Source organism: Maritimimonas sp. 2304DJ26-3 (assembly GCF_056591635.1).
Map to the genome: position 1 here is coordinate 139,548 of NZ_JBWQOK010000003.1, position 20,597 is coordinate 160,144.

Sequence of the window (20,597 nt, forward strand, 5' to 3'; positions counted from 1 at the left end):
TTATGAAAAATATAATTAAACTAGCAATTTTTTGTTGCTGCCTTACTATTACAGCCCAAACAAATCAATTTAAAAAAGATTCTGTTGAGATTAAAAAAATATTTAATGAAACGCTCCTTAACGGAAACAGTTATAAATGGCTTAGATATCTTTCAACAAGAATTGGACATAGATTGGCGGGTTCAGAAGGTGATAAAAAAGCCGTAGCATGGACAAAAGCAGAGCTTGATAAATTAGGCTTAGATAAAGTCTGGCTACAACCAGTAACCGTACCACATTGGGTAAGAGGTGAAAGGGAAGAAGCTCAAATAGAAACCAATTTTGGTAACTATAAAGTGTCGATATTAGCTTTAGGTGGATCTATAGCTACACCAAGTGATGGTATAAAAGCAGAAGTAATAGAAGTAAAGAGCCTAAAAGAAGTTGAAGAACTAGGAGAGAAAGTAAAAGGAAAGATTGTTTTTTATAATAGACCAATGCCAGCTGATAAAATTGAAACTATGCAGGCTTACGGAGCAAGTGTAGATCAACGTTATAGTGGCGCTCGTGTTGCAGGTAAATATGGAGCTGTTGGCGCTATCGTGCGATCAATGAACTTAAGTATAGATAATCACCCGCATACTGGAATGATGAGTTATGGTGAAAATACTGATGCTGAAAAAATACCAACGGCTGCAATTAGTACAAATGGAGCAGATTTATTAAGCTCGCTTCTTAAGCAAAAGGAGAAGTTAAAACTTAAGTTTTATTTTAAACAGAGCTGTGAAAGTTTACCTGATGCTCAATCTTATAATGTAATTGGAGAAATTAAGGGTTCTCAATTTCCAGAAGAGATTATAGTAGTAGGTGGCCATTTAGATTCTTGGGATGTTGGTGACGGTTCTCATGATGATGGGGCTGGTGTAGTACAATCTATGGAAGTTGTTAGATTGTTTAAAGAATTAAAAATTAGACCTAAAAGGACTTTAAGGGTTGTACTTTTTGCTAACGAAGAAAACGGATTAGCCGGCGGTAAAGAATATGCAAAGATTGCTATAGAAAAGAATGAAAAACATATTGTTGCTCTAGAATCTGATTCTGGTGGGTTTACACCTAGAGGTTTTGGTTTTACATGTAATGACGAAAATTATAATCAGGTTTTAAATTGGACGAGCCTTTTTACTCCTTATAATCTTCACATTTTCGCTCGAGGCGGCGGCGGAGCTGATATTGGTCCGTTAAAAAAGGATGATAATGTTCTTTTGGGGTTACGACCAGACTCTCAGCGTTATTTTGATTATCATCATACAGAAATTGATACGTTCGATAAAGTAAATAAGCGTGAATTAGAATTAGGTGCTGCATCTATGGCTTCAATTATTTATTTATTCGATAAATACGGTATTAAATAATATTGATGAGTTATCCCAAAAAAGAACTAGCACAACTTATAATATCTTATTGCGCTGCTTATTATGTTGAAGATGTTGTAATTTCTCCAGGTTCTCGTAATGCACCATTAACAATAGGATTTACAAGCCATCAAAACTTTAAAACCTATAGCATAGTAGATGAGCGCTGTGCTGCTTTTTTTGCGCTGGGTATTGCTCAGCAAAAACGGAAACCTGTGGCAATTGTTTGTACTTCTGGCTCTGCTTTATTAAATTATTATCCCGCTATTGCGGAAGCTTTTTATAGCGACATACCTTTAGTAGTTATTTCTGCTGATCGTCCAAGATATTTGATCGATATTGGTGATGGCCAAACTATTCGACAAGAAAATGTATTTCAAAATCATTCGTTGTTCAATGCGAATTTGGTTGAAAGTGATGATTATACTTCCGCTAATTCTTCCTTAATTGAAGAAGCACTTCAAATTTCTATTCGGCAAAGAGGTCCAGTTCATATCAATGTTCCTTTTGACGAACCATTGTATGAAACAGTAGGCGAATTATTTGTGAAAGAAATTCACCCTAAAGAAATCTTAAATCAAGATTCGATTTTAGGAGATGAGTTAAAAGAATATGCTGATATATGGAATACTTCCAATAAAAAGATAATACTTGTTGGATCTAATTTTCCTGATAATGAATTGCAAGAATATATAAGTGTGTTTAGCAAAGATCAATCTGTATTAATTTTCACAGAAACTTCTTCTAACCTTAGTAATGAAAATGTTATTAACGGTATTGATAAATTGATTATTCCATTGAATGATGAAGAATTTGAGCAATTACAACCAGATGTATTATTAACGTTAGGTGGTTTAGTTGTATCAAAAAAAGTAAAACAATTCTTAAGAAAGTACCAGGCTAAACATCATTGGCATATTGATAAAAAGAAAGCTTTAGATACTTTCCATTGCTTAAGTAAACATTTTAAGATAATTCCGAAGATATTTTTTAATGAGTTTAATAAACTAGTTAAAGACGTTGATAGTACATATCAAAATACTTGGATGTTATTAAAACAATCAAGAGCAGATAAGCACAAAGATTACTTAGAAAGGTCTAACTTTTCTGATCTTAAGGTTTTTGATGAACTTTTAAAGTCGATTCCAAGTAATTCAATGTTGCAATTAGGAAACAGTTCAGTAATAAGATATACCCAATTGTTTGATATAAATCCGACGTTAAAAGTTTTTTGTAATCGAGGAACAAGTGGTATAGATGGTAGTACATCTACAGCCATTGGTGCTGCATTGGTTAGAAAAGAACAGACTACTTTTATTACTGGCGATATTAGTTTTTTTTACGATAGTAATGCATTGTGGAATAATCACATTAAAAATGATTTTAGAATAATTTTAATAAACAATAGTGGGGGAGGAATTTTTAGATTTATACCAGGCCCAACTTCTACAGATGCAATAGAGTATTTTGAAACAGATCATAATTTAAATGCCTCTCATTTATGTACTATGTTTGGTTTTGATTATGAATGTGCAGTTAATGAGGCAGACCTTAATCAAAAGTTGAAAGATTTTTATGAAGTTACTGATCAACCAAAGTTGCTGGAAATCAATACCCCTAAAGAATTGAATGATAAAGTACTTAAAGAGTATTTTAAGTATCTAAAATAAAAAAGCCTGCTGAAAAGCAGGCTTCAATATTTTATAGATGTTATATTAAAACATTTCTCTTTCAGAAAAATGAAAAGCACCTTCTATAGCTGCATTTTCATCACTATCAGAACCATGTACAGCGTTTTCACTAATAGAATCTGCAAACATTTTTCTAATGGTGCCTTCTGCTGCTTCAGCAGGATTTGTAGCTCCAATTAAAGCTCTAAAGTCTTCAACAGCATTGTCCTTTTCTAAAATAGCAGCAACAATTGGTCCGCGTGTCATGTATTCTACTAATTCACCAAAGAAAGGTCTTTCTTTATGAATTGCATAAAATGCTTGCGCATCTCTTGTAGTCATTTGCGTTAATTTCATAGCTACTATTCTAAAACCAGCAGCATTAATTTTTTCTAAAATTGCTCCAATATTACCTTTTTCTACAGAATCAGGCTTAAGCATTGTAAATGTTCTATTTGTTGTCATTAGTATCTTTTGAAAAATTCTGTGCAAAAATAGCGTATTTTATGGTTTACCAAAATTATCTTAGTATTAATATTTTACAAGGATGTATTGGCAAAATCAATTTATATAGATTTTAATTTATTGTATATTCGCAAGCAATGAATTCAGATCAAATTAAAGACTTCAAAGAGTTACTTTCCGTATCTAAAGACGTAGTAATAATTCCACATAGAAATCCTGATGGTGATGCTTATGGATCATGTTTAGCGTTGTATCATTATTTAAAAAAAATTGACAAAAATGCTGCAATTGTTTCGCCTAATGATTGTCCTGATTTTTTAAAATGGTTACCTGGCCAAAGTGATATAATTATTTTCGAAGAGCAATCTGAGGCTGCAAAGAACTATATTGAAAAAGCCGATACAATTTTTACCCTAGATTTTAACGCTTTACACCGAGTTGGTCATGATATGCAGCAGGTTTTAGAAAAAGCGGATGCTAAATACATCATGATAGATCACCATGAGCAACCAGACGATTATGCTATAGTTACTTATTCAGATGCTTCGATGTCATCTACTAGTGAAATGGTATACAATGTATTTGATAAATTAAAGACGTTGGATAAAATTGATACTGATATAGCAACTTGTTTGTATACGGGCATTTTAACAGATACGGGCTCATTTAAATACCCTTCAACCACCAAAACAACATTAAATATTGCTGCAGATTTAATGAGTAGAGGTATAGATCATACTAAAATTCATAATAGTTTATATGATACTAATTCTTACAATAGGTTGCAGTTATTGGGTACCGCGCTAAGGAATTTAAAAACTATAAATGATTGTGGAACTGCATATATTACTATTTCACAGCGTGAATTGAATAGATATAACTTTAAGAAAGGTGATACTGAAGGGTTTGTTAATTACGGACTATCACTAAAAGGAATTACGTTGGCCGTTATTTTTATTGAAGACCAAAAACAAGGAATCATTAAAATATCTTTTCGATCAAAAGGAAAGTTTTCGGTAAATCAATTTGCTAGAAATCACTTTAACGGAGGCGGTCATGATAATGCTGCAGGCGGTAGAAGTGAATTAAGTTTAAAAGATACTGTAGATAAATTTTTAAAGATCGTACCACAGTATAAAAAAGAATTACAAGAGTCTTATGAAGAATAGTATATTTTTAATAGCAGTTTTATTAATTATAGGATGTTCAGAACCACAACCTAGAAAGCCTGTAGTTCGTAAAACATCTACATTTTTAAAAGAATCTATTGAGCGGAATAAAACTATAAACAAATTAGAAGAGGAAGAGTTACTTCGTTTGATGAAAGAGGATTCTACTACTAATTATATTGCTTCCTCAAATGGATTTTGGTATTACTACAACGTTAAAGATACATTGAAGACAGTTTTTCCTGTTAAAGGGGATGAGGTTCTTTATGAATATGAAATAGCTGATATTTATGGTAAACAAATCTATTCTAAAGAGGAGTTAGGTGAACGAAGTTATGTCGTTGACAAACAAGAATTGATTACTGGTTTACAAGACGCTATAAGGTTGATGAAAGAAGGTGAAACCATTACATTCTTATTTCCTTCGCATAAAGCATATGGTTATGCTGGCTATCAGAAAATTGGTGGTAATCAACCTTTAAGATATACAGTAACTTTAAAACAGCTAATTAAAAAATAGTGTGCTTATAATGAACAGGTTAAGTATCTTCATTATTGGTTTAGTGCTAGCGTTAATGTCTTGCAAATCTGAAAAGTATAAAAACTTATCCGATGGCCTATATGTAGACATAGAGACAACAAAAGGCGATATTTTATTAGCTCTTGAATATAAAGATGTACCTATTACCACTGCTAATTTTGTTTCTCTTGCAGAAGGAACTAATTTATATGTTCAAAATAAATATAAAGGTAAACGATTTTATGACGGGCTAACATTTCATAGCGTTACTCCTAATTTTATGATACAGGGAGGAGATCCGAACGCAAATGGTTCTGGTGGACCAGGATATGAATTTGAAAATGAACATCCTAAAAAACAAGATAGCACTGATTTATTTGTTTTCGATAAACCAGGAATATTAGCTATGGCAAATGGAGGTAGAGATGCCAATGGAAGTCAGTTTTTTATAACCAATGCTGAGTACCAAAGTTTAAACGGCAGCTATACTATTTTCGGTCGGGTTGTACTCGGGCAGAATATAGTTGATAATATTGAGGTTGGAGATAAAATGAATCGTGTCAAAATTGTTAGAGTTGGTAATGAAGCTAATCAATTTGATGCTTCAAAGGTATTTACTACTTATTTTGCTGAATTAGAAGAGAAGGCACGACTTAAAAATGAAAAAATAGCCAAGCTTAAAGCTGAGTTTTTAAAGGATGTAGAAGCTAATAAAGTTAAAGCAGATTCTTTACAGTCTGGCCTTAAAATGTTAATTCTTGAAGAAGGCTCTGGTATAAAACCAAGAAAAGGAACTACAGTACGCATCAATTATGCCGGTTATTTTACTGATGGTAACTTATTCGATACAAGTTACTCTGAGTTGGCAAGAAGTATGAATAAATTCAACGTTCGTAAGGAAGAAGCAGGATTATATAATCCTTTTCAAATGGTTTATAGCGAAGAAGCTACATTGGTACCTGGTTTTAGAGAAGGAATGTTAAATATGGATTATGGTGATAAAGCCATGCTCTTTATACCTTCACATTTAGGATATGGTGTTCAAGGTTCTGGTTCTATACCACCAAATACAGATCTAATTTTTGTAATTGAGGTGGTTGATGAAAGTCAAGACCTAGAGTAAAAAATTTATATGTTTTGTTATCGTTAAGCTAATGTGAGTTTTAATTCATTTTAGCGACTGATAACGAAGTTCGGTTATTTTTTAGGCAATGTCAATAGTAGTTTAGCAGCTTCAAATGGTGTAATTTTAGCTTGTTCTATAAGTTGCAACTGTTTATCTAACTCCTTTTTGATAGTTGCATTAGAATAAAATCGATTTTTTAACTGTTGATTAATAGTTTCAAATAGCCAATACTTATTCTGTTCATTTCGCTTTTGTTCAAAATAATTATTGTCTTTTGTAGTCGATAAGTATTCCTCAATAATTTGCCAAACCGAATCAATACTTTTTTCATATAAAGCACTACTAGTAGCAACTTTTGGCTGCCATGTGCTTTCTTTTAACGGGTATAAATGTAAAGCTCTGGCAAACTCTGTTTTAGCCAATTTTGCAGCCTTTATGTTATCACCATCTGCTTTGTTAATTACAATGGCATCTGCCATTTCTATAATGCCGCGTTTAATACCTTGTAATTCATCACCAGCACCAGCTAATTTTAAAAGCAAAAAGAAATCGACCATAGAATGTACTGCGGTTTCAGACTGACCGACACCAACTGTTTCTATAACTATAGTGTCATAACCGGCAGCTTCACAAAGAATAATCGTTTCTCTAGTCTTTTGCGCAACGCCACCTAAAGAATCACCAGAAGGTGAAGGACGTATAAAAGCATTGTCATCTTTTACCAAAGCTTCCATACGTGTTTTGTCGCCAAGAATACTTCCTTTATTTATTGAACTACTTGGGTCAACTGCAAGTACCGCCACTTTTTTCCCTAATCCTGTTAAATGTTTTCCAAAGGCTTCTATAAAAGTACTTTTGCCTACACCCGGAACACCAGTAATACCAATTCTAATAGAACTATTGGCGTGTGGTAAACATGCATTAATAATTTCTGAAGCCTGTTGTTGATGTTTAGGATTAATGCTTTCTATCAATGTAATAGCTCGACTTAAATAACTACGATTTTCCTTTAAAATTTGTTCTACAAATTCTTTCGTATCTGGTAGTTTATTTCTGCTTAATTTTATCCTATTAATGGAGGAAGAGTCAGTTGATTTTGGTTGATTTATTCCATCCACTTCATGTAAAGCACTTATATGTTTTGATCGTTTATTCATTCCGCGAAAGCGATAAAATGTAAATTTATGATAAAAAAAGTTAGAAAAGTGCAACGCAAGATGTAATTAATCGTATTTAGAATAGAATCAAAAACAGATCATGAGCCAAACCAAATTTTTACAATCTCGTTTGATCAAAGAATGTAAGAAAAACAATAAAAAAGCGCAGTTGCAATTATACGATATGTACTGCGGCGCAATGTATAATACCGCTTATAATTTTGTGAAAGATGAAGCTGTGGCGGAAGATATGACCCAAGAGGCTTTTATAAAGGCTTTTCAGAATATAGATGGGTTTAGTGGTGAAGTTTCGTTTGGTGCATGGTTAAAACGGATTGTAATTAACCGATGCTTAGATTGGTTAAAAAAGAGAAAACTAACAATAGTTTCTCTTAATAATCAAAAGATTCAGGTAGCAGATGAGGAAAATTGGGAAGTTGATGATAGTACAACGATTGACAATATTAAAAATGCAATTCATCAGTTACCAGAAAAATATAAAGTAGTTGTAAAACTATTTTTATTAGAAGGGTACGATCATCAAGAGATCTCAAAGATATTAAAAATTTCTGAAGTTTCATCACGATCACAATTGCATAGAGGAAAGAACAAATTAAAAGAATTATTAAAACAATATAATTATGCCTAAAGATATAAGAGAGATTTTAAAAAATGCTGAGCATAATCAATCAGAGCTTCCTAAAGGTCACAGAAACCGATTTGAAGATAGATTGTCTGAATTTCATAAGCCAGAAAAGAGAAATAACTTCTTTTTCTTAAAGATTGTCGCATCATTAGTGTTGTTGGTAAGTCTAGGCTATTATGCTTTAAATACAAATATTGGCGCGACTCAAATAGAAGAAACTCCAGAAATTAAATTTGCCAGCTTAGGTAGTATTTCACCAGAAATGCAAAAAGTAGAAAACTATTACTTGGCTGCAATTAATTACGAATTAGCTGGTCTAGAAGAAACGCCAGAGAATAAAAAAATTCTTGAAGATTATTTAGAAAAAATAGGCAAGCTAGATGAAGATTATAAACGGTTAAATAAAGAATTGTCTGAGAATGGAATTAATGAAAAAACGATTAATTCATTGATTACTAATCTACAATTGCGCTTGCAACTATTACTTCAGTTAAAAGATCAGTTAAACGAATTAAAAACATCAAACTCAATAAAAAATGAAGACAGTACAATATAGAATGGTTTTTGTTATGGCATTTTTAATGACCATAATTCTTAGTGCCCAAGACAAAAAGAAAAATTTTAAAGAACGATTTATAGTTAAATCAGATGTGGTAGTAGATATTAATACTAAATATACTGATATTGAGATTGAGACATGGGATAAAAACGAAGTTGTTGTTGAAGCTTTTATGAAAATTGATGGAGAAGTAGATAATAAAATGAGAGATGATTTTTATAATCGATGGGATTTTGAGGCTATAGGTAATAAGGATAAGGTAAAAATAAAATCAGGGTCTTCTAGCTTTATAGATATACATTCATTTGATTTTGATGCTCCTGATTATGATATAATTGTAGAAGAATCTTTAAGAAATGTTAATGAAAATCTACGATATGTGTTACCAGAAATTTCTGTGGCTAGTTTAGAGTTATTAGACTCTTTAGATTTTGTAATACCAGATATTGTGATTCCTCCAATGCCACCTGTTGAACCATTCGTTTTTGATTTTGATGACATTTTTATGGTTGATAAATTTGATTTTAAAAAGTACAAAAAAGATAAAAACTATTTAAAAGAGTGGAAAGAGCGTAATAGAGGCGCTTTGAGGGGAGCAGATATTAAAATTGGCAAAAACTCGATTATAATTTCTACAGATAGAGACGATCTTTCTGCTGAAGAATTAGAAAAACGTCAAGAAGAATTAGAAAAAAGAATAGAAGAACGCGAAAAACGCTATGAAGAAAGAATTGAAAAAAGAGCCAAAGAATATGAAATGCGTTTAAAGGAAAGAAAAGAAAAACTAAAGGAAAAAGCGGAAAAACGCAAGCTTGATTTAGTAAAACGCCAAGAAACTTTAGAGAAGCGTAGAGAGGCATTGGCTAAGCATAGAGAAGATGTTCGAGTTATCGTAAAAAATAGAGATAAATTAAAAGTCAAAAAACATATTAAAATAAAAGCACCTAAAGGAGCAAAATTTAATATGAATGTACGTTATGGTACTTTGAGCTTCCCTAAATAAAGTTCTTGCAAAAATCAACTTATAACCACTCATTCGGGTGGTTTTTCTTATTTCACACTAATGTTTTTTGTAATTGAAATTGGATTACCATTGTTTGTAAACCCTTCAATACTAATTAAGTACTCTCCTAAATTATCAGAAGTATAAAAACTAATGGAGGCTTCTTTTTTGTCTATTTTTAAATTTGGTAACCACAATAATTGACTTCTATAGTCGGGTATACGATCATAATTATTGCCACCTGTATAATTTGGAGAAAAATATTTTTTTGGGAGTTCAGGCTTGAATAGTTCAATTTCTTTTATATAGTTGTTTTTATTAGGATTGCTATAGTTGCCGTCTTTAGTATTAATAGATATTATACCCTCAAAAATATGAGGACCATAAATATATTGATCTCTAATAATGCTAATTCTGTCTATTTTATTAGAATCATAATCAATAATTTCTGAGTGATCTTGAATTAAAATACCATCAACAAGTAATAGCGTAGCTAAGTCATAATCAATAGTTCTTAAATCTCTTTTTATTTTAAATGAATATTTGTCTTTTTTAGATACTATCCAAGCGTTTTCAATAACTTCTACAAAGGTTTCTTTTAGTGTTGGAAACCTTTTATAATCATCTAAATTATAAACTGTTGCTTTAGAACCATAAAACGGATCGACTTTTCTAAACTTTATTATTGAATCTTTTTTAACGCTACTAAAAGAATTTTCTATTTGATTATGTATGCTGTTATTGAGAATAAAATCTTTTGATTGTTCATTAATATAGTAGTTGTTAAATTCAAATTGACTATAATCAATCGGTTTTTCCTTTAGAATAATAATTTCGTAGGTATTGTTTAGGTCTCCAATTACTTGAAGTAAAGCAGAAGAATTTTCATATCGATCATTTAGATTAAAGTAAAACGTACCATCTTCGTTTGTACTTGCAATTTTAAATATTGGGTTTTTACCAGGAATAGACAGTGCTACTTTTTTATTAGGAACTGCATCATTAGTTTTTTGTTGTATAACTTTTCCAATCAATAATTCACCTCTAAATTCAGGGATAAAAAGATTATTTCCTACCGGCAACTTTTTTTGATCCTTCATTTTGTCTTTATCAATAAAAGACGTTTTCTTATCAGGCGCTTTGATTGGATTCACTTTTTTTACTGAAACAGAATATGTACCATAACCGTCACTCCCCAAGATTGAGCTTAACTGTAATGATACTTTCTCTCTTGTTGTTAATCTATCAGAAGAAATTTTTAATAAAAGAGATTTATTAGTAGCTGTAGCACTATTGACGTTTTGTTTAAGAGTTCTATCTAAATTAGCATTACTAACTGTATCTAAAACTTTAGACTGGTCTTCATGAAAAGGATTAACAATAAACAAGTCGTTTTCGAAAAAAAGATTTTTATTTCTCATTAGTAGGGTATAAGCAATTAATTTATAGCTACCAGAATTTAGAGATGCTGGGATTAAGAAATCGCTATACCCTTGACCGTTTATTAACTTGATTTTTTGTTTAAAAATAGATTTTTTATCTTGATTGATAAGTTCTACATAGGCTATTTTACTTAAAACTGTTGGCTTATTTGTTTCTCTATCTTGACAATAAACTTTATAATATAAAGTTTCACCAGACACTAGAAAAGTAGTGTTTATATGTACAAATATTTTTTCTTGTGGAATATCTGCTAATGTTAGTTTTGATTGACTAAAACCAAAAACATTTGCTAAAAGAAGAAGGGCGATAATTAGTGTTTTTTTCATATTTCTTTTATTAATCTATCCAAAAATCTGGTTTTATATTAGACCCATAAACCGTACAATCTCCACATTCTCTTTGGGTCATTAAAAATGGCCCAGGTCTTTCTTCGGTAGGCTCTAAATTAATATCTACAAATTTCAAAGTATTTGCCTCAATTGCTCTTACTAATGGAGAATTAGAATCATCTCCAATACTAAGTGGAGGTGCAAGAAGGTCACAATCTATAAAATAAGGAGCCCTACCTTCATTTGGATATAGGTCCTCATAATTTATAAAAATTCTTTTAGATTTTAAAGATGTAACTTCAAATAAACCTAGTACTTTATCATTAGCATTTGTTTCAGAAAAAATATTACCCGTTAAAAACCCTGGTTGATTTTCTGAGAATACACTTTCAGAATTAGAAAATTCATTCAATGTTTCATAATAACTATATGCTTCTAAAGACTGTACATATTGCTTTACTAAAATACTATATCTGTCTCTAAGAACTGGATTTTGTTTAGAAATAAATTTTAATGGCAATTTTGTCACTCGATCTTCCATTAAATTATTGGTTTCAGTTTGTATAATAGTATTGTTCAAAATGGTATTATAGCATATCCGTTCTTCTTTTTCTCTAGGTTCAGTACTAACACTAAAAGGGCGCTGATTTGAAGTGATTATGGCATCTAAAGGGCTCCATAACGGAGCTATTATTTTATAGGTTTCTTCAAACTCATATCTATAGTAAGTAGAGTTATCTAAAGGATCGAAACCATCCACCACAATATCAATTCCTTCTTCACCATCAGAATTAGTAGTTTTTATATAAGAAACGTTAGTCAATTCTGCTGTATTATTTGTTGAGTTCACAGCTGATGACTTATAAGATCTGTTATCTTTTGTCTTTATATGTAAGGTATAACTTTTATCTAATTCGGCATTAAACTCTACTATTGATAAATATTTACCTGGAACCGTTTCTCTAAATTCAAAAGAGTTCTGATCACTATCAGTAATTATAATATCAGCTTGACTTTCTACAATAGGACTTTCTTCAAATTGAAAAGTTCTAGACAATCTAATTTCTTGAAGCTTTAATTCATCTGTTATTGTGGCTTCTACAACAAGCAAATCTTCAAAAGTCTGTGTTTCTGGCACGAACTCTTCAACACAGCTAGTCATCAAAATACAAATCAATAAAATTATTTTCTTCATTATGATTAATCTAATCTATCCAAAAATCTGGTTTCACATTGGTGCCAAAAACTGTACAATCACTGCATTCTCTATTTATTAATATAAATGGTCTTATCGGATCAAGCTCATCTGTAAAGAATTCAAAATTCAAATCAAAAATCTCATATTCTCCAGAGTTTAATTGATCAATTAATGGAGAGAAGTTGAGATTATTTGCATCTGTTAGTAACGGCGATTCTAGATCTATGCATTCTGCAAAAAAAGCGGTTTATTTTCGTTTGGAAAAACATCACGATAATTAAAAAACAATCTTTTTGAAGAAACAGAATTAATTTCAAAAAAACCTATAACCTTTTCATTCGAATCAATTTCTGAAAAAATATTTCCTTCAATAAAGCCTGGTTGATTTTCTGAGAATACACTTTCAGAGTTTGAAAAGTCATTCAGAGTTTGATAATATGTATAAGCTTCTAAAGATTGTACATGCTGTTTTACTAAGACACTATACCTGTCTCTTATAACTGAAGCATTTTGTGCAATAAATCTTATCGGAAATTTTGTAATTCTATTCTCCATGAGTCCATTAGTCTGTGTTTGTATAATGCTATTACTTGATATAGTATTAAAACAAATTCTTTCATTTTCAGTTCTCTGAGTAAAATCTACCATAAATGGTGGTGAGTCTGATAGTATAACAGCTTCATGTGGACTCCAGAAAGGTGGAGCAATAACATATGTTTCTTCGTATTCATAACGGTAGTAAGATGAATTCTCAGATGGATCAAAACTATCTACTAAAATGTCGATACCATCCACACCATCTGAGTTGGTAGTTCGTTGATAAGAAACATCAGTTATTTGTGCTGTATTGCTTGGTAATTGAGATGAAGTCGAAGAATAAGATCTATTATTATTTGTAATTATCTTTAGAGTATAACTAATGTTAGGCTGAATACTAAACATATTTGAGGAAATGTATTTACCCGGTTCAGTTTCATTGAATTGATAAATATTCTGATTGCTATCAATAATTTTTACATTCGCTTCACTTTCAAAAGTTGGTTCTTGTTCGAATTGAAAAGTTCTTGATAGTTTAACTTCCTGAAATTTAAATTCGTCTGTTATTGTAGCTTCAACAACTAGTAAATCTTCAACAACTATGGTTTCAGGTATAAATTCTTCAACACAACCAGATAGAAGTATTAAAATACAAATAAATGCCTTATTAAAAATGGATTTTATATTTTTAAAATTATATTTCACAAGTCATTAAAAAATTATATACAATGAAAAAAATGAGGCTTTACGATTTTAATCTATCCAAAAATCTGGTTTTACATTACTACCCCAAAAAGTACAATCACCACATTCTCTAGGTGTCACTTCAAATGGTGGATCTTCAATAAAATTTCCGAAAAAATCTTCATTTCTTGCATAATATACTACCTCATTTCTATTGAGAAGATCAATTAAAGGTGAAAAACTTGGGCTTTCAGGATCAACAAGCGCAGGAAAAGTTCTTACTCCTTTGCCACAAGATGCAAAAAAAGGCAATTGGTTGGCATTAGGAAAAACATCTCGATAATTTAGGAACAAACGTTTTGTCGAAACTGAACTTATTTCAAAAAAGCCTAATACTTTTTCAGTTGGATTGGTGTCGGAAAAAATATTTCCAGTAAGAAAACCAGGTTGATTTTCTGAAAAGACACTCTCAGAATTTGAAAATTCATTTAATGTTTGAAAATATATATAGGCTTCCAAAGACTGTACATGTTGTTTGACTAGAATACTGTAGCGATCTCTAATAATAGAATCATTTTTTGAGATAAATTTTACTGGGAACTTTGTTACTCTATCTTCAGATAAATTATTTGTTTGTGTCTGTATAATGGCACTGTTGCTTGTAGTTGTTTTATAACATGTTCTATTTTCTTCTGTTCTAAAAATTGCATCAACTTCAAAAGGAGGTACATCAGAAATAATCACTATTTCTTGAGTTCCCCAATCCGGAACAACTATTCGTTGTGTTTCTTCAAATTCATACCGATAATAAGTTGAATTTCCGGATGGATCAAAACTATCAACCAGAATATCAATACCTTCGACATCGTCTGTATTAGCTGTTCTAATATATGAAACATCTGTTATCTGAGCTTTATTACTCGGTAATTGAGCTGAATTTGAAGAATAAGATTTATTATCCTTTGTAGTTATTTTCAAAGTATAATTTCTATTAGATTGAATACTAAACATTGTAGAAGAAATATATTTACCAGGTTCTTTTTCATTAAATTGATACATATTTTGTAAATCATCTACAATCATTACATTGGCTTGACTTTCAATAATTGGTTCTTCTTCAAAACGAAAAGTTCTAGATAAATTTATTTCTTGAAACTTAAATTCATCAGTTACAGTAGCTTCAACCACCAATAAATCTTCAAAAATGATTGTTTCAGGGACAAATTCTTCAATACAACCATTAAGAATTAATGTGCTTACGACTAGGGTAAATTTTGTATACCTTTTAATAATAGCCATTCTTAGAATCTAAAATTATAGGTTATTGTAGGTACAGGTATTGCGAAAATTGAGCTTTTGTATGCTTTTATTTCACCATTTTCTGTAACAAAAAATACCGAATACGGATTGTTCCTTCCTAAAACATTATAGACAGAAATATTCCAAAAACTATGAGCAAACTTTTTAATTTTATGATTTCCTTCAATATTTAAGCCAATATCTAGTCTATAATAATCTGGTATTCTAAATTTATTTCGATCACTATAAAATACGCGCTGCGTACCGTTAATTACAAAGTTACCAATCGGGTATGTTACTGGTCGCCCTGTTTGATAAGTAAAATTTGTTGAAAGGCTAAAACGCTTTGTTAATTTGTAATTAGCTACTAAGTTAACGTCATGCGGTTTGTCAAAGTTCGAAGGGAAAAATTCGCCGCCATTAATCCGTTCTTCAGCAAACTCACTATCTAATTTATTAAAAGATCTTGAATAGCTATAGCCTAGCCAACCATTTAGTCTGCCTTTATTTTTTCTAATTAAAAATTCAACGCCATATGCTTTACCATCACCTTGTAAGACTTCTGCTTCTATGGTTTCGTTCAGTAATAGATTTGCACCTACCTTGTAATCTAAAATATTTTTAGTTTTTTTATAATATCCTTCAAGACTTAGTTCATAATTATTACTATCAAAATTTTTAAATAATCCTAATGAAACTTGTTGCCCCTCTTGGGGTTTAATATTTAGGTCTGATAACTTCCACGTATCAGTTGGAGATACAGTAGTATTATTCGAAAGTGTATGTATATATTGGTATGTGCTATTATAGCCAGCTTTTATAGAAAAGTCTTCGCCAAGAAAATACCTAGCAGATGCTCTAAATTCAGGCCCTCCATAAGTTTCTATAACTTCATTCTTGTCAAAGTCTTCTGTGCGTTCAAGAGTTCCTTGATTTCTGGGTAAACCATCAGCATAAATTCGTTGAGTTGATTCACCTAATGAGGCATAAAATGAATATCTAACCCCTAAACTGAGTAATAATTTTTTATTCACTTCAAATTCATCAGAAATAAAAACAGCGGATTCTAAAGCTCTTTCTTTTGGAATTATTAACGACTCAACTATAGATTCGCTATCCAATGGTTTGATACTACCCGGGTCTACATTGTATAATTTACTTGACAATCCATAATCAAATTTATGTTTGTCACTATGTAAATATTTCATTTTTAGTTTTAATTCGGTTTCATTCACCTTATAACCCAAATCAAAATTTCTGTCTAAATTCCCATCAAATTCAATATTAAACTTATATTCACTATTTGCTAAAATTAGATTTAAAGTATTTTTTTTATTGACTTTATGAATCCATGAAAACGATGCCAATCGATTACTATAATTGAATAAAGAATCAGAAGTTATACTAAATTCATCTTTACTAAAATACCCTGTTAATTTAATATCATTATTTTCGTTAATAGTGTGATCATATTTTGCTACTACATCAAAAAATGAAGCTTTACTTTTATTAAGTCTTTCGTCATCTAATGATCTTAATATCCAGTTAGAATAAGTACCTCTACCACCCACTAAAAGGGAAGCTTTGTCTTTTTCAATAGGTATCTCTAAAGTTAAATTGCTTGTAACTGGTCCTATTGAAGCTTCGCCAGAGAATTTTTCAACATTTCCTTTTTTGGTCTTAATATCAAAAACTGATGCTAATCTACCACCAAACTCAGAGGGAATATTTCCTTTATAAATTTTAGCATCACCTGAAGTAAAAGGATTTATAGCTGAAAAAATACCAAAAAAGTGTGAAGGATTATAAATTACACCATCATCTAATAAAATTAGGTTTTGATCTGTCTTACCGCCTCTTACATTATAACCAGAAGCACCTTCACCAGCTGTTTTTATCCCTGGTAGAGTAGTAGCGACCTTTAAAATGTCTCTTTCACCTAATATTAATGGGATGTTCTTAATTTCTTCTATTTTAATCTGAGAAACTCCAGTGATTGCTTCTTTAACATTTCTATCACCTTCAGCTTCAATAATTAATTCATCTAGTAGTTCAGAAGACTCATTTAAATTTAAGTTTAATGTACCATTATTATATAAAATGACTCTTCTTTTTGAATCTTGAATACCAAGCGATTTTGTTTCTATTATATTTAAGCCAGCCGGTAGTTCTAAAGAATAGAATCCTTTGTTATTAGTCACAGTATTAATGCCTCTATTGCTTACATTAATAACTAAATTAGGAATAGGATTTCCAGTAGTGCTAACTTTTGCCACTCCAGAAAGGACATATTTTTTTCTATTAGAAGTAGGGTTCTCTTTACCTATTCTGATAGTTTCTATGCTAGAACTAGTACTTTGAGCAACGTTTTCTACAAAAATGACGGTTTCGTCGTTTTCTTCGATTTCAGCTTTCTTTAGCGTAAAGAAATTTTTTGGAAGCTCACTTCTTATTAAGTTATTTTCAGTAAGAATTATTTTTCCAGTTTTTGAAACATAATAGTTTATCAAAGAATTTTTAAAAAGATTATTTAAAACAGAGTTTATCGATGCATTATTAAAATTACCAGATACCCTATTTGTATCTAACCATTTTTCAACAAAATAGAATTTGTAATTAGACTTTTGTTCTATAAGTTCAATTACTTCTATTTTTTTTAAGTTATCAAAATCTAGAGTAATCTTTTCAGTATCATTTTGACCTATTAAGCTTAATGAACTAAATAGAATAAATACAATTATTAGAAGGTTTTTCATATTTATTTACAAAATCTTATTGGTTAGCAATTTGTTGGAAAAGTAATTTCATAAACTGGTCTCTGTTATTATTATAGAGGTAATTATTTTTTGAAGAAAAATTAGTAATTACTTTTTTATCGTTGGGTAAAAGTTTTAGAATACTTTTTTTAGTATCTGCTTTAGAAATTTCACCATCTATAAGTGCTAAAAGATTAGATTTCTTTTTAAAGCTATAATAAACCAATCCATTTTCAACATGTTTCTGCCTCTTTTTAAAGTGCTTTTTTAAAAGCTTTAAGTTTTTACTTTCAAATAATACTTCACAGAATTCAGCTTCACCATTAGTTTGTTTTTTTATTGCAATGAATTTTCTACCATCAATAATAAATTCCTTTACCTTATCTTTAATTAATTGTATTGTTCTTATATTATCTTTTTTATAATACCTAAGAATTAACTGATCGGTAAATAAATTATACTGCAAATTTACATTGCCGTATAATTGTTGATCATATGTCAAATCAGCAGTTAAAAAATCAGCAGTTAAATAATATTGGTGATACCCTTTTTTGGTTTTATAAGCTTCTATATAAGAAGTACCATCACTTAAACTACTATTTCTGGCATCGGTTACATCATCAAACCATTGAAAATAGGGCTTTGCATTTTCATTTAATTGAGAATGAGTACAATACGTATAAAAGAATAAAAACAGGAATATTGCAATTTTTTTCATTATATAAACTTATGCATTTTTTGCTAAAAAAATGTTAATTATGATGCAATGATATTAAATATTGTTTTAAATATTATTCGAATTAATAATTTCGAACTAATATTTTCTTTCTAAATTTACCACCTCAGTAATTAGTACTTGTCAAATGAATTTATTCGAGAGTCAACAAATTAAAATCTATAATTCGCTAAGCAATAAAAAAGAAGATTTTGTGCCTTTAACAGAAGGCTATATAGGTATGTATGTTTGCGGACCAACGGTATATAGTAATGTTCATTTGGGTAACGTGAGATCATTTATGTCTTTCGATATGATCTTTCGCTATTTTAAGCATTTAGGGTATAAGGTGCGTTATGTGCGTAATATTACGGATGCTGGGCATTTAGAAAATGATGCAGACGTAGGCGAAGATCGAATTGCAAAAAAGGCACGTTTAGAGCAATTAGAACCTATGGAAGTAGTGCAACAATATACTGTAGATTTTCACAATGTCTTGCGGCAATTTAATTTCTTACCACCTAGCATAGAGCCTACCGCAACTGGTCATATTGTTGAGCAAATAGAGATCATTAAGACTATAATTGATAAAGGCTTGGCTTATGAAGTCGATGGTTCAGTGTATTTTGATGTATTAAAATATAATCAAAAAGAACACTATGGTATCCTAAGTGGTAGGAATATAGAAGACGCCATTCACAATACACGCGTTTTAGATGGACAATCTGAGAAAAGAAACCCTCAAGATTTTGCTTTATGGAAAAAGGCTCAACCAGAGCATATTATGCGTTGGCCTTCACCATGGGGAATTGGTTTCCCAGGTTGGCATTTAGAATGCACAGCGATGAGCACTAAATATTTAGGAGATCAATTTGATATTCATGGTGGCGGAATGGATTTAAAGTTTCCGCACCATGAATGTGAAATAGCACAGGCCCAAGCCAACAAAGGAATTTCACCTGTTCGTTATTGGATGCATGGTAATATGTTGACGTTGAATGGCAAGAAAATGGCAAAATCGACAGGAAATAATATTTTACCGGGTGAGATTATTTCTGGAGATAATGACATTCTAAGTAAGCCATTTCCGGCAACAGTTGCAAGATTTTTTATGTTGCAAGCACACTATAGAAGTATTTTAGATTTTTCTAGTGATGCTTTAGAAGCTGCTGAAAAAGGATATAATAGGTTGATTAATGCTGTAAATGACTTAAAGAACTTATCACATTCAAATACGTCTTCAATTAATGTTCAAGCATGGAAACAATTATGTTATGATGCCATGAATGACGATTTCAATACGCCTATATTAATTGCTCATTTATTCGAAGGAGTCAAATATATAAATCAATTAAAGGAAGGCAAAACCACTTTGAATGCTGAAGATTTAAAAGAGTTCATCCAAACAGTAAACGCTTTTATTTTTGACGTTTTAGGGTTAGAGAATGTGTCTGAACAAGATAATTCTGATAAGTTAAATGCTGTTGTTGAAATGTTGATAGGTATGAGAAATGATGCTAGAGCAAATAAAGACTGGGCTTTGTCTGATAAAATCCGTTATGAATTATCAGATATAGGTATTCAACTAAAAGATGGTAAAGATGGCACTACTTTTTCTGTTAATTAAGTTCATTAAATAATTAGACAAATACTTACATATCCTTTTATTCTTTTAGTTCGTTTTTACCAAGGAGCTATTTCACCTTTTTTACCTGCTAGTTGTCGCTATACACCAACTTGTTCTCATTATACTATAAAGGCCTTGCAAAAGCATGGTTTGTTCAGAGGAGGCTGGTTAGCAATAAAAAGAATTGGTAGTTGTCATCCTTGGGGAGGAGAAGGGTATGATCCGGTGCCAGAATCAAAAAATAAGTAAATTCAAAATTCTGAAAGGCTAAATCTTAACTTTAGCTTTTCGTTTATAAAACTT

Annotated in this window: 18 protein-coding genes; 10 read left to right on the forward strand and 8 right to left on the reverse strand. The window is 30.8% G+C overall.

Annotation, left to right across the window (positions count from 1 at the left end; translation table 11 throughout):
• The first annotated feature begins 2 nt into the window (after positions 1 to 2).
• On the forward strand, positions 3 to 1,391 hold the full coding sequence (locus tag AC1EUV_RS09265; RefSeq protein WP_480198417.1) for a M20/M25/M40 family metallo-hydrolase: 1,389 nt from the start codon (positions 3 to 5) through the stop codon (positions 1,389 to 1,391).
• 5 nt (positions 1,392 to 1,396) lie between these two features.
• Positions 1,397 to 3,061 (forward strand): 2-succinyl-5-enolpyruvyl-6-hydroxy-3-cyclohexene-1-carboxylic-acid synthase, encoded by a 1,665-nt coding sequence (gene menD / locus AC1EUV_RS09270; protein WP_480198418.1) that lies wholly within the window; start codon positions 1,397 to 1,399, stop codon positions 3,059 to 3,061.
• A gap of 45 nt (positions 3,062 to 3,106) precedes the next feature.
• On the opposite strand, the gene AC1EUV_RS09275 is transcribed toward menD, so the two are convergent.
• Positions 3,107 to 3,526: a nucleoside-diphosphate kinase gene (locus AC1EUV_RS09275; RefSeq protein WP_480198419.1), complete on the reverse strand. Its 420-nt coding sequence runs from the start codon at positions 3,524 to 3,526 to the stop codon at positions 3,107 to 3,109.
• Positions 3,527 to 3,663: 137 nt separating this feature from the next.
• Here AC1EUV_RS09275 and AC1EUV_RS09280 point away from each other — a divergent pair, with 137 nt between their 5' ends.
• From AC1EUV_RS09280 to AC1EUV_RS09290, 3 genes are read left to right on the forward strand one after another with little or no spacing between them, the layout of a single operon-like run.
• Complete coding sequence (locus AC1EUV_RS09280; protein ID WP_480198420.1) at positions 3,664 to 4,695, forward strand: DHH family phosphoesterase; 1,032 nt, start codon at positions 3,664 to 3,666, stop codon at positions 4,693 to 4,695.
• Positions 4,685 to 5,215, forward strand: coding sequence for a gliding motility-associated peptidyl-prolyl isomerase GldI (gene gldI, locus AC1EUV_RS09285; protein WP_480198421.1), 531 nt, complete (start codon positions 4,685 to 4,687; stop codon positions 5,213 to 5,215). The genes AC1EUV_RS09280 and gldI overlap by 11 nt, the downstream gene beginning before the upstream one ends.
• Positions 5,216 to 5,225: 10 nt before the next feature.
• The gene (locus AC1EUV_RS09290) at positions 5,226 to 6,338 is read left to right on the forward strand and encodes a peptidylprolyl isomerase (RefSeq protein WP_480198422.1); all 1,113 of its coding nucleotides are present in this window, start codon (positions 5,226 to 5,228) and stop codon (positions 6,336 to 6,338) included.
• A gap of 74 nt (positions 6,339 to 6,412) precedes the next feature.
• On the opposite strand, the gene meaB is transcribed toward AC1EUV_RS09290, so the two are convergent.
• The gene (meaB, locus tag AC1EUV_RS09295; protein ID WP_480198423.1) at positions 6,413 to 7,498 is read right to left on the reverse strand and encodes a methylmalonyl Co-A mutase-associated GTPase MeaB; all 1,086 of its coding nucleotides are present in this window, start codon (positions 7,496 to 7,498) and stop codon (positions 6,413 to 6,415) included.
• Between the two features lie 100 nt (positions 7,499 to 7,598).
• Here meaB and AC1EUV_RS09300 point away from each other — a divergent pair, with 100 nt between their 5' ends.
• From AC1EUV_RS09300 to AC1EUV_RS09310, 3 genes are read left to right on the forward strand one after another with little or no spacing between them, the layout of a single operon-like run.
• On the forward strand, positions 7,599 to 8,147 hold the full coding sequence (locus AC1EUV_RS09300) for an RNA polymerase sigma factor (RefSeq protein ID WP_480198424.1): 549 nt from the start codon (positions 7,599 to 7,601) through the stop codon (positions 8,145 to 8,147).
• Positions 8,140 to 8,700, forward strand: coding sequence for a hypothetical protein (locus tag AC1EUV_RS09305; protein WP_480198425.1), 561 nt, complete (start codon positions 8,140 to 8,142; stop codon positions 8,698 to 8,700). The genes AC1EUV_RS09300 and AC1EUV_RS09305 overlap by 8 nt, the downstream gene beginning before the upstream one ends.
• A complete protein-coding gene (locus AC1EUV_RS09310) occupies positions 8,681 to 9,706 on the forward strand; it encodes a hypothetical protein (protein ID WP_480198426.1) in 1,026 nt (341 codons plus the stop codon). The genes AC1EUV_RS09305 and AC1EUV_RS09310 overlap by 20 nt, the downstream gene beginning before the upstream one ends.
• A gap of 47 nt (positions 9,707 to 9,753) precedes the next feature.
• Here AC1EUV_RS09310 and AC1EUV_RS09315 read toward each other — a convergent pair whose 3' ends face one another.
• From AC1EUV_RS09315 to AC1EUV_RS09340, 6 genes are all read right to left on the reverse strand, one after another.
• Entirely contained in the window at positions 9,754 to 11,475 is a 1,722-nt protein-coding gene (locus tag AC1EUV_RS09315) for a hypothetical protein (protein WP_480198427.1), read from the reverse strand.
• 10 nt (positions 11,476 to 11,485) lie between these two features.
• Positions 11,486 to 12,673 (reverse strand): DUF4249 domain-containing protein, encoded by a 1,188-nt coding sequence (locus AC1EUV_RS09320; RefSeq protein WP_480198428.1) that lies wholly within the window; start codon positions 12,671 to 12,673, stop codon positions 11,486 to 11,488.
• Positions 12,674 to 12,898: 225 nt separating this feature from the next.
• Positions 12,899 to 13,918 carry a DUF4249 domain-containing protein gene (locus tag AC1EUV_RS09325; protein WP_480198429.1) on the reverse strand — a complete coding sequence of 340 codons (1,020 nt, stop codon included), beginning with the start codon at positions 13,916 to 13,918 and terminating at the stop codon, positions 12,899 to 12,901.
• A gap of 48 nt (positions 13,919 to 13,966) precedes the next feature.
• Positions 13,967 to 15,196 (reverse strand): DUF4249 domain-containing protein, encoded by a 1,230-nt coding sequence (locus AC1EUV_RS09330; RefSeq protein ID WP_480198430.1) that lies wholly within the window; start codon positions 15,194 to 15,196, stop codon positions 13,967 to 13,969.
• 2 nt (positions 15,197 to 15,198) lie between these two features.
• A complete protein-coding gene (locus AC1EUV_RS09335) occupies positions 15,199 to 17,952 on the reverse strand; it encodes a TonB-dependent receptor plug domain-containing protein (protein WP_480198431.1) in 2,754 nt (917 codons plus the stop codon).
• Between the two features lie 16 nt (positions 17,953 to 17,968).
• The gene (locus AC1EUV_RS09340; RefSeq protein WP_480198432.1) at positions 17,969 to 18,670 is read right to left on the reverse strand and encodes a hypothetical protein; all 702 of its coding nucleotides are present in this window, start codon (positions 18,668 to 18,670) and stop codon (positions 17,969 to 17,971) included.
• Between the two features lie 145 nt (positions 18,671 to 18,815).
• Here AC1EUV_RS09340 and cysS point away from each other — a divergent pair, with 145 nt between their 5' ends.
• Positions 18,816 to 20,294 carry a cysteine--tRNA ligase gene (gene cysS, locus AC1EUV_RS09345; RefSeq protein WP_480198433.1) on the forward strand — a complete coding sequence of 493 codons (1,479 nt, stop codon included), beginning with the start codon at positions 18,816 to 18,818 and terminating at the stop codon, positions 20,292 to 20,294.
• A gap of 9 nt (positions 20,295 to 20,303) precedes the next feature.
• Positions 20,304 to 20,543 (forward strand): membrane protein insertion efficiency factor YidD, encoded by a 240-nt coding sequence (yidD, locus tag AC1EUV_RS09350; protein ID WP_480198891.1) that lies wholly within the window; start codon positions 20,304 to 20,306, stop codon positions 20,541 to 20,543.
• Positions 20,544 to 20,597: the final 54 nt, after the last annotated feature.

Coding starts and splice junctions, on each gene's coding strand:
- AC1EUV_RS09335 (WP_480198431.1), bottom strand. CDS start 17,952: ATGAAAAACCTTCTAATAATTGTATTTATTCTATTTAGTTCATTAAGC.
- AC1EUV_RS09280 (WP_480198420.1), top strand. CDS start 3,664: ATGAATTCAGATCAAATTAAAGACTTCAAAGAGTTACTTTCCGTATCT.
- AC1EUV_RS09330 (WP_480198430.1), bottom strand. CDS start 15,196: ATGGCTATTATTAAAAGGTATACAAAATTTACCCTAGTCGTAAGCACA.
- AC1EUV_RS09315 (WP_480198427.1), bottom strand. CDS start 11,475: ATGAAAAAAACACTAATTATCGCCCTTCTTCTTTTAGCAAATGTTTTT.
- AC1EUV_RS09310 (WP_480198426.1), top strand. CDS start 8,681: ATGAAGACAGTACAATATAGAATGGTTTTTGTTATGGCATTTTTAATG.
- AC1EUV_RS09300 (WP_480198424.1), top strand. CDS start 7,599: ATGAGCCAAACCAAATTTTTACAATCTCGTTTGATCAAAGAATGTAAG.
- AC1EUV_RS09340 (WP_480198432.1), bottom strand. CDS start 18,670: ATGAAAAAAATTGCAATATTCCTGTTTTTATTCTTTTATACGTATTGT.
- gldI (WP_480198421.1), top strand. CDS start 4,685: ATGAAGAATAGTATATTTTTAATAGCAGTTTTATTAATTATAGGATGT.
- AC1EUV_RS09305 (WP_480198425.1), top strand. CDS start 8,140: ATGCCTAAAGATATAAGAGAGATTTTAAAAAATGCTGAGCATAATCAA.
- AC1EUV_RS09290 (WP_480198422.1), top strand. CDS start 5,226: ATGAACAGGTTAAGTATCTTCATTATTGGTTTAGTGCTAGCGTTAATG.
- AC1EUV_RS09265 (WP_480198417.1), top strand. CDS start 3: ATGAAAAATATAATTAAACTAGCAATTTTTTGTTGCTGCCTTACTATT.
- meaB (WP_480198423.1), bottom strand. CDS start 7,498: ATGAATAAACGATCAAAACATATAAGTGCTTTACATGAAGTGGATGGA.
- AC1EUV_RS09275 (WP_480198419.1), bottom strand. CDS start 3,526: ATGACAACAAATAGAACATTTACAATGCTTAAGCCTGATTCTGTAGAA.
- cysS (WP_480198433.1), top strand. CDS start 18,816: ATGAATTTATTCGAGAGTCAACAAATTAAAATCTATAATTCGCTAAGC.
- AC1EUV_RS09320 (WP_480198428.1), bottom strand. CDS start 12,673: ATGAAGAAAATAATTTTATTGATTTGTATTTTGATGACTAGCTGTGTT.
- menD (WP_480198418.1), top strand. CDS start 1,397: ATGAGTTATCCCAAAAAAGAACTAGCACAACTTATAATATCTTATTGC.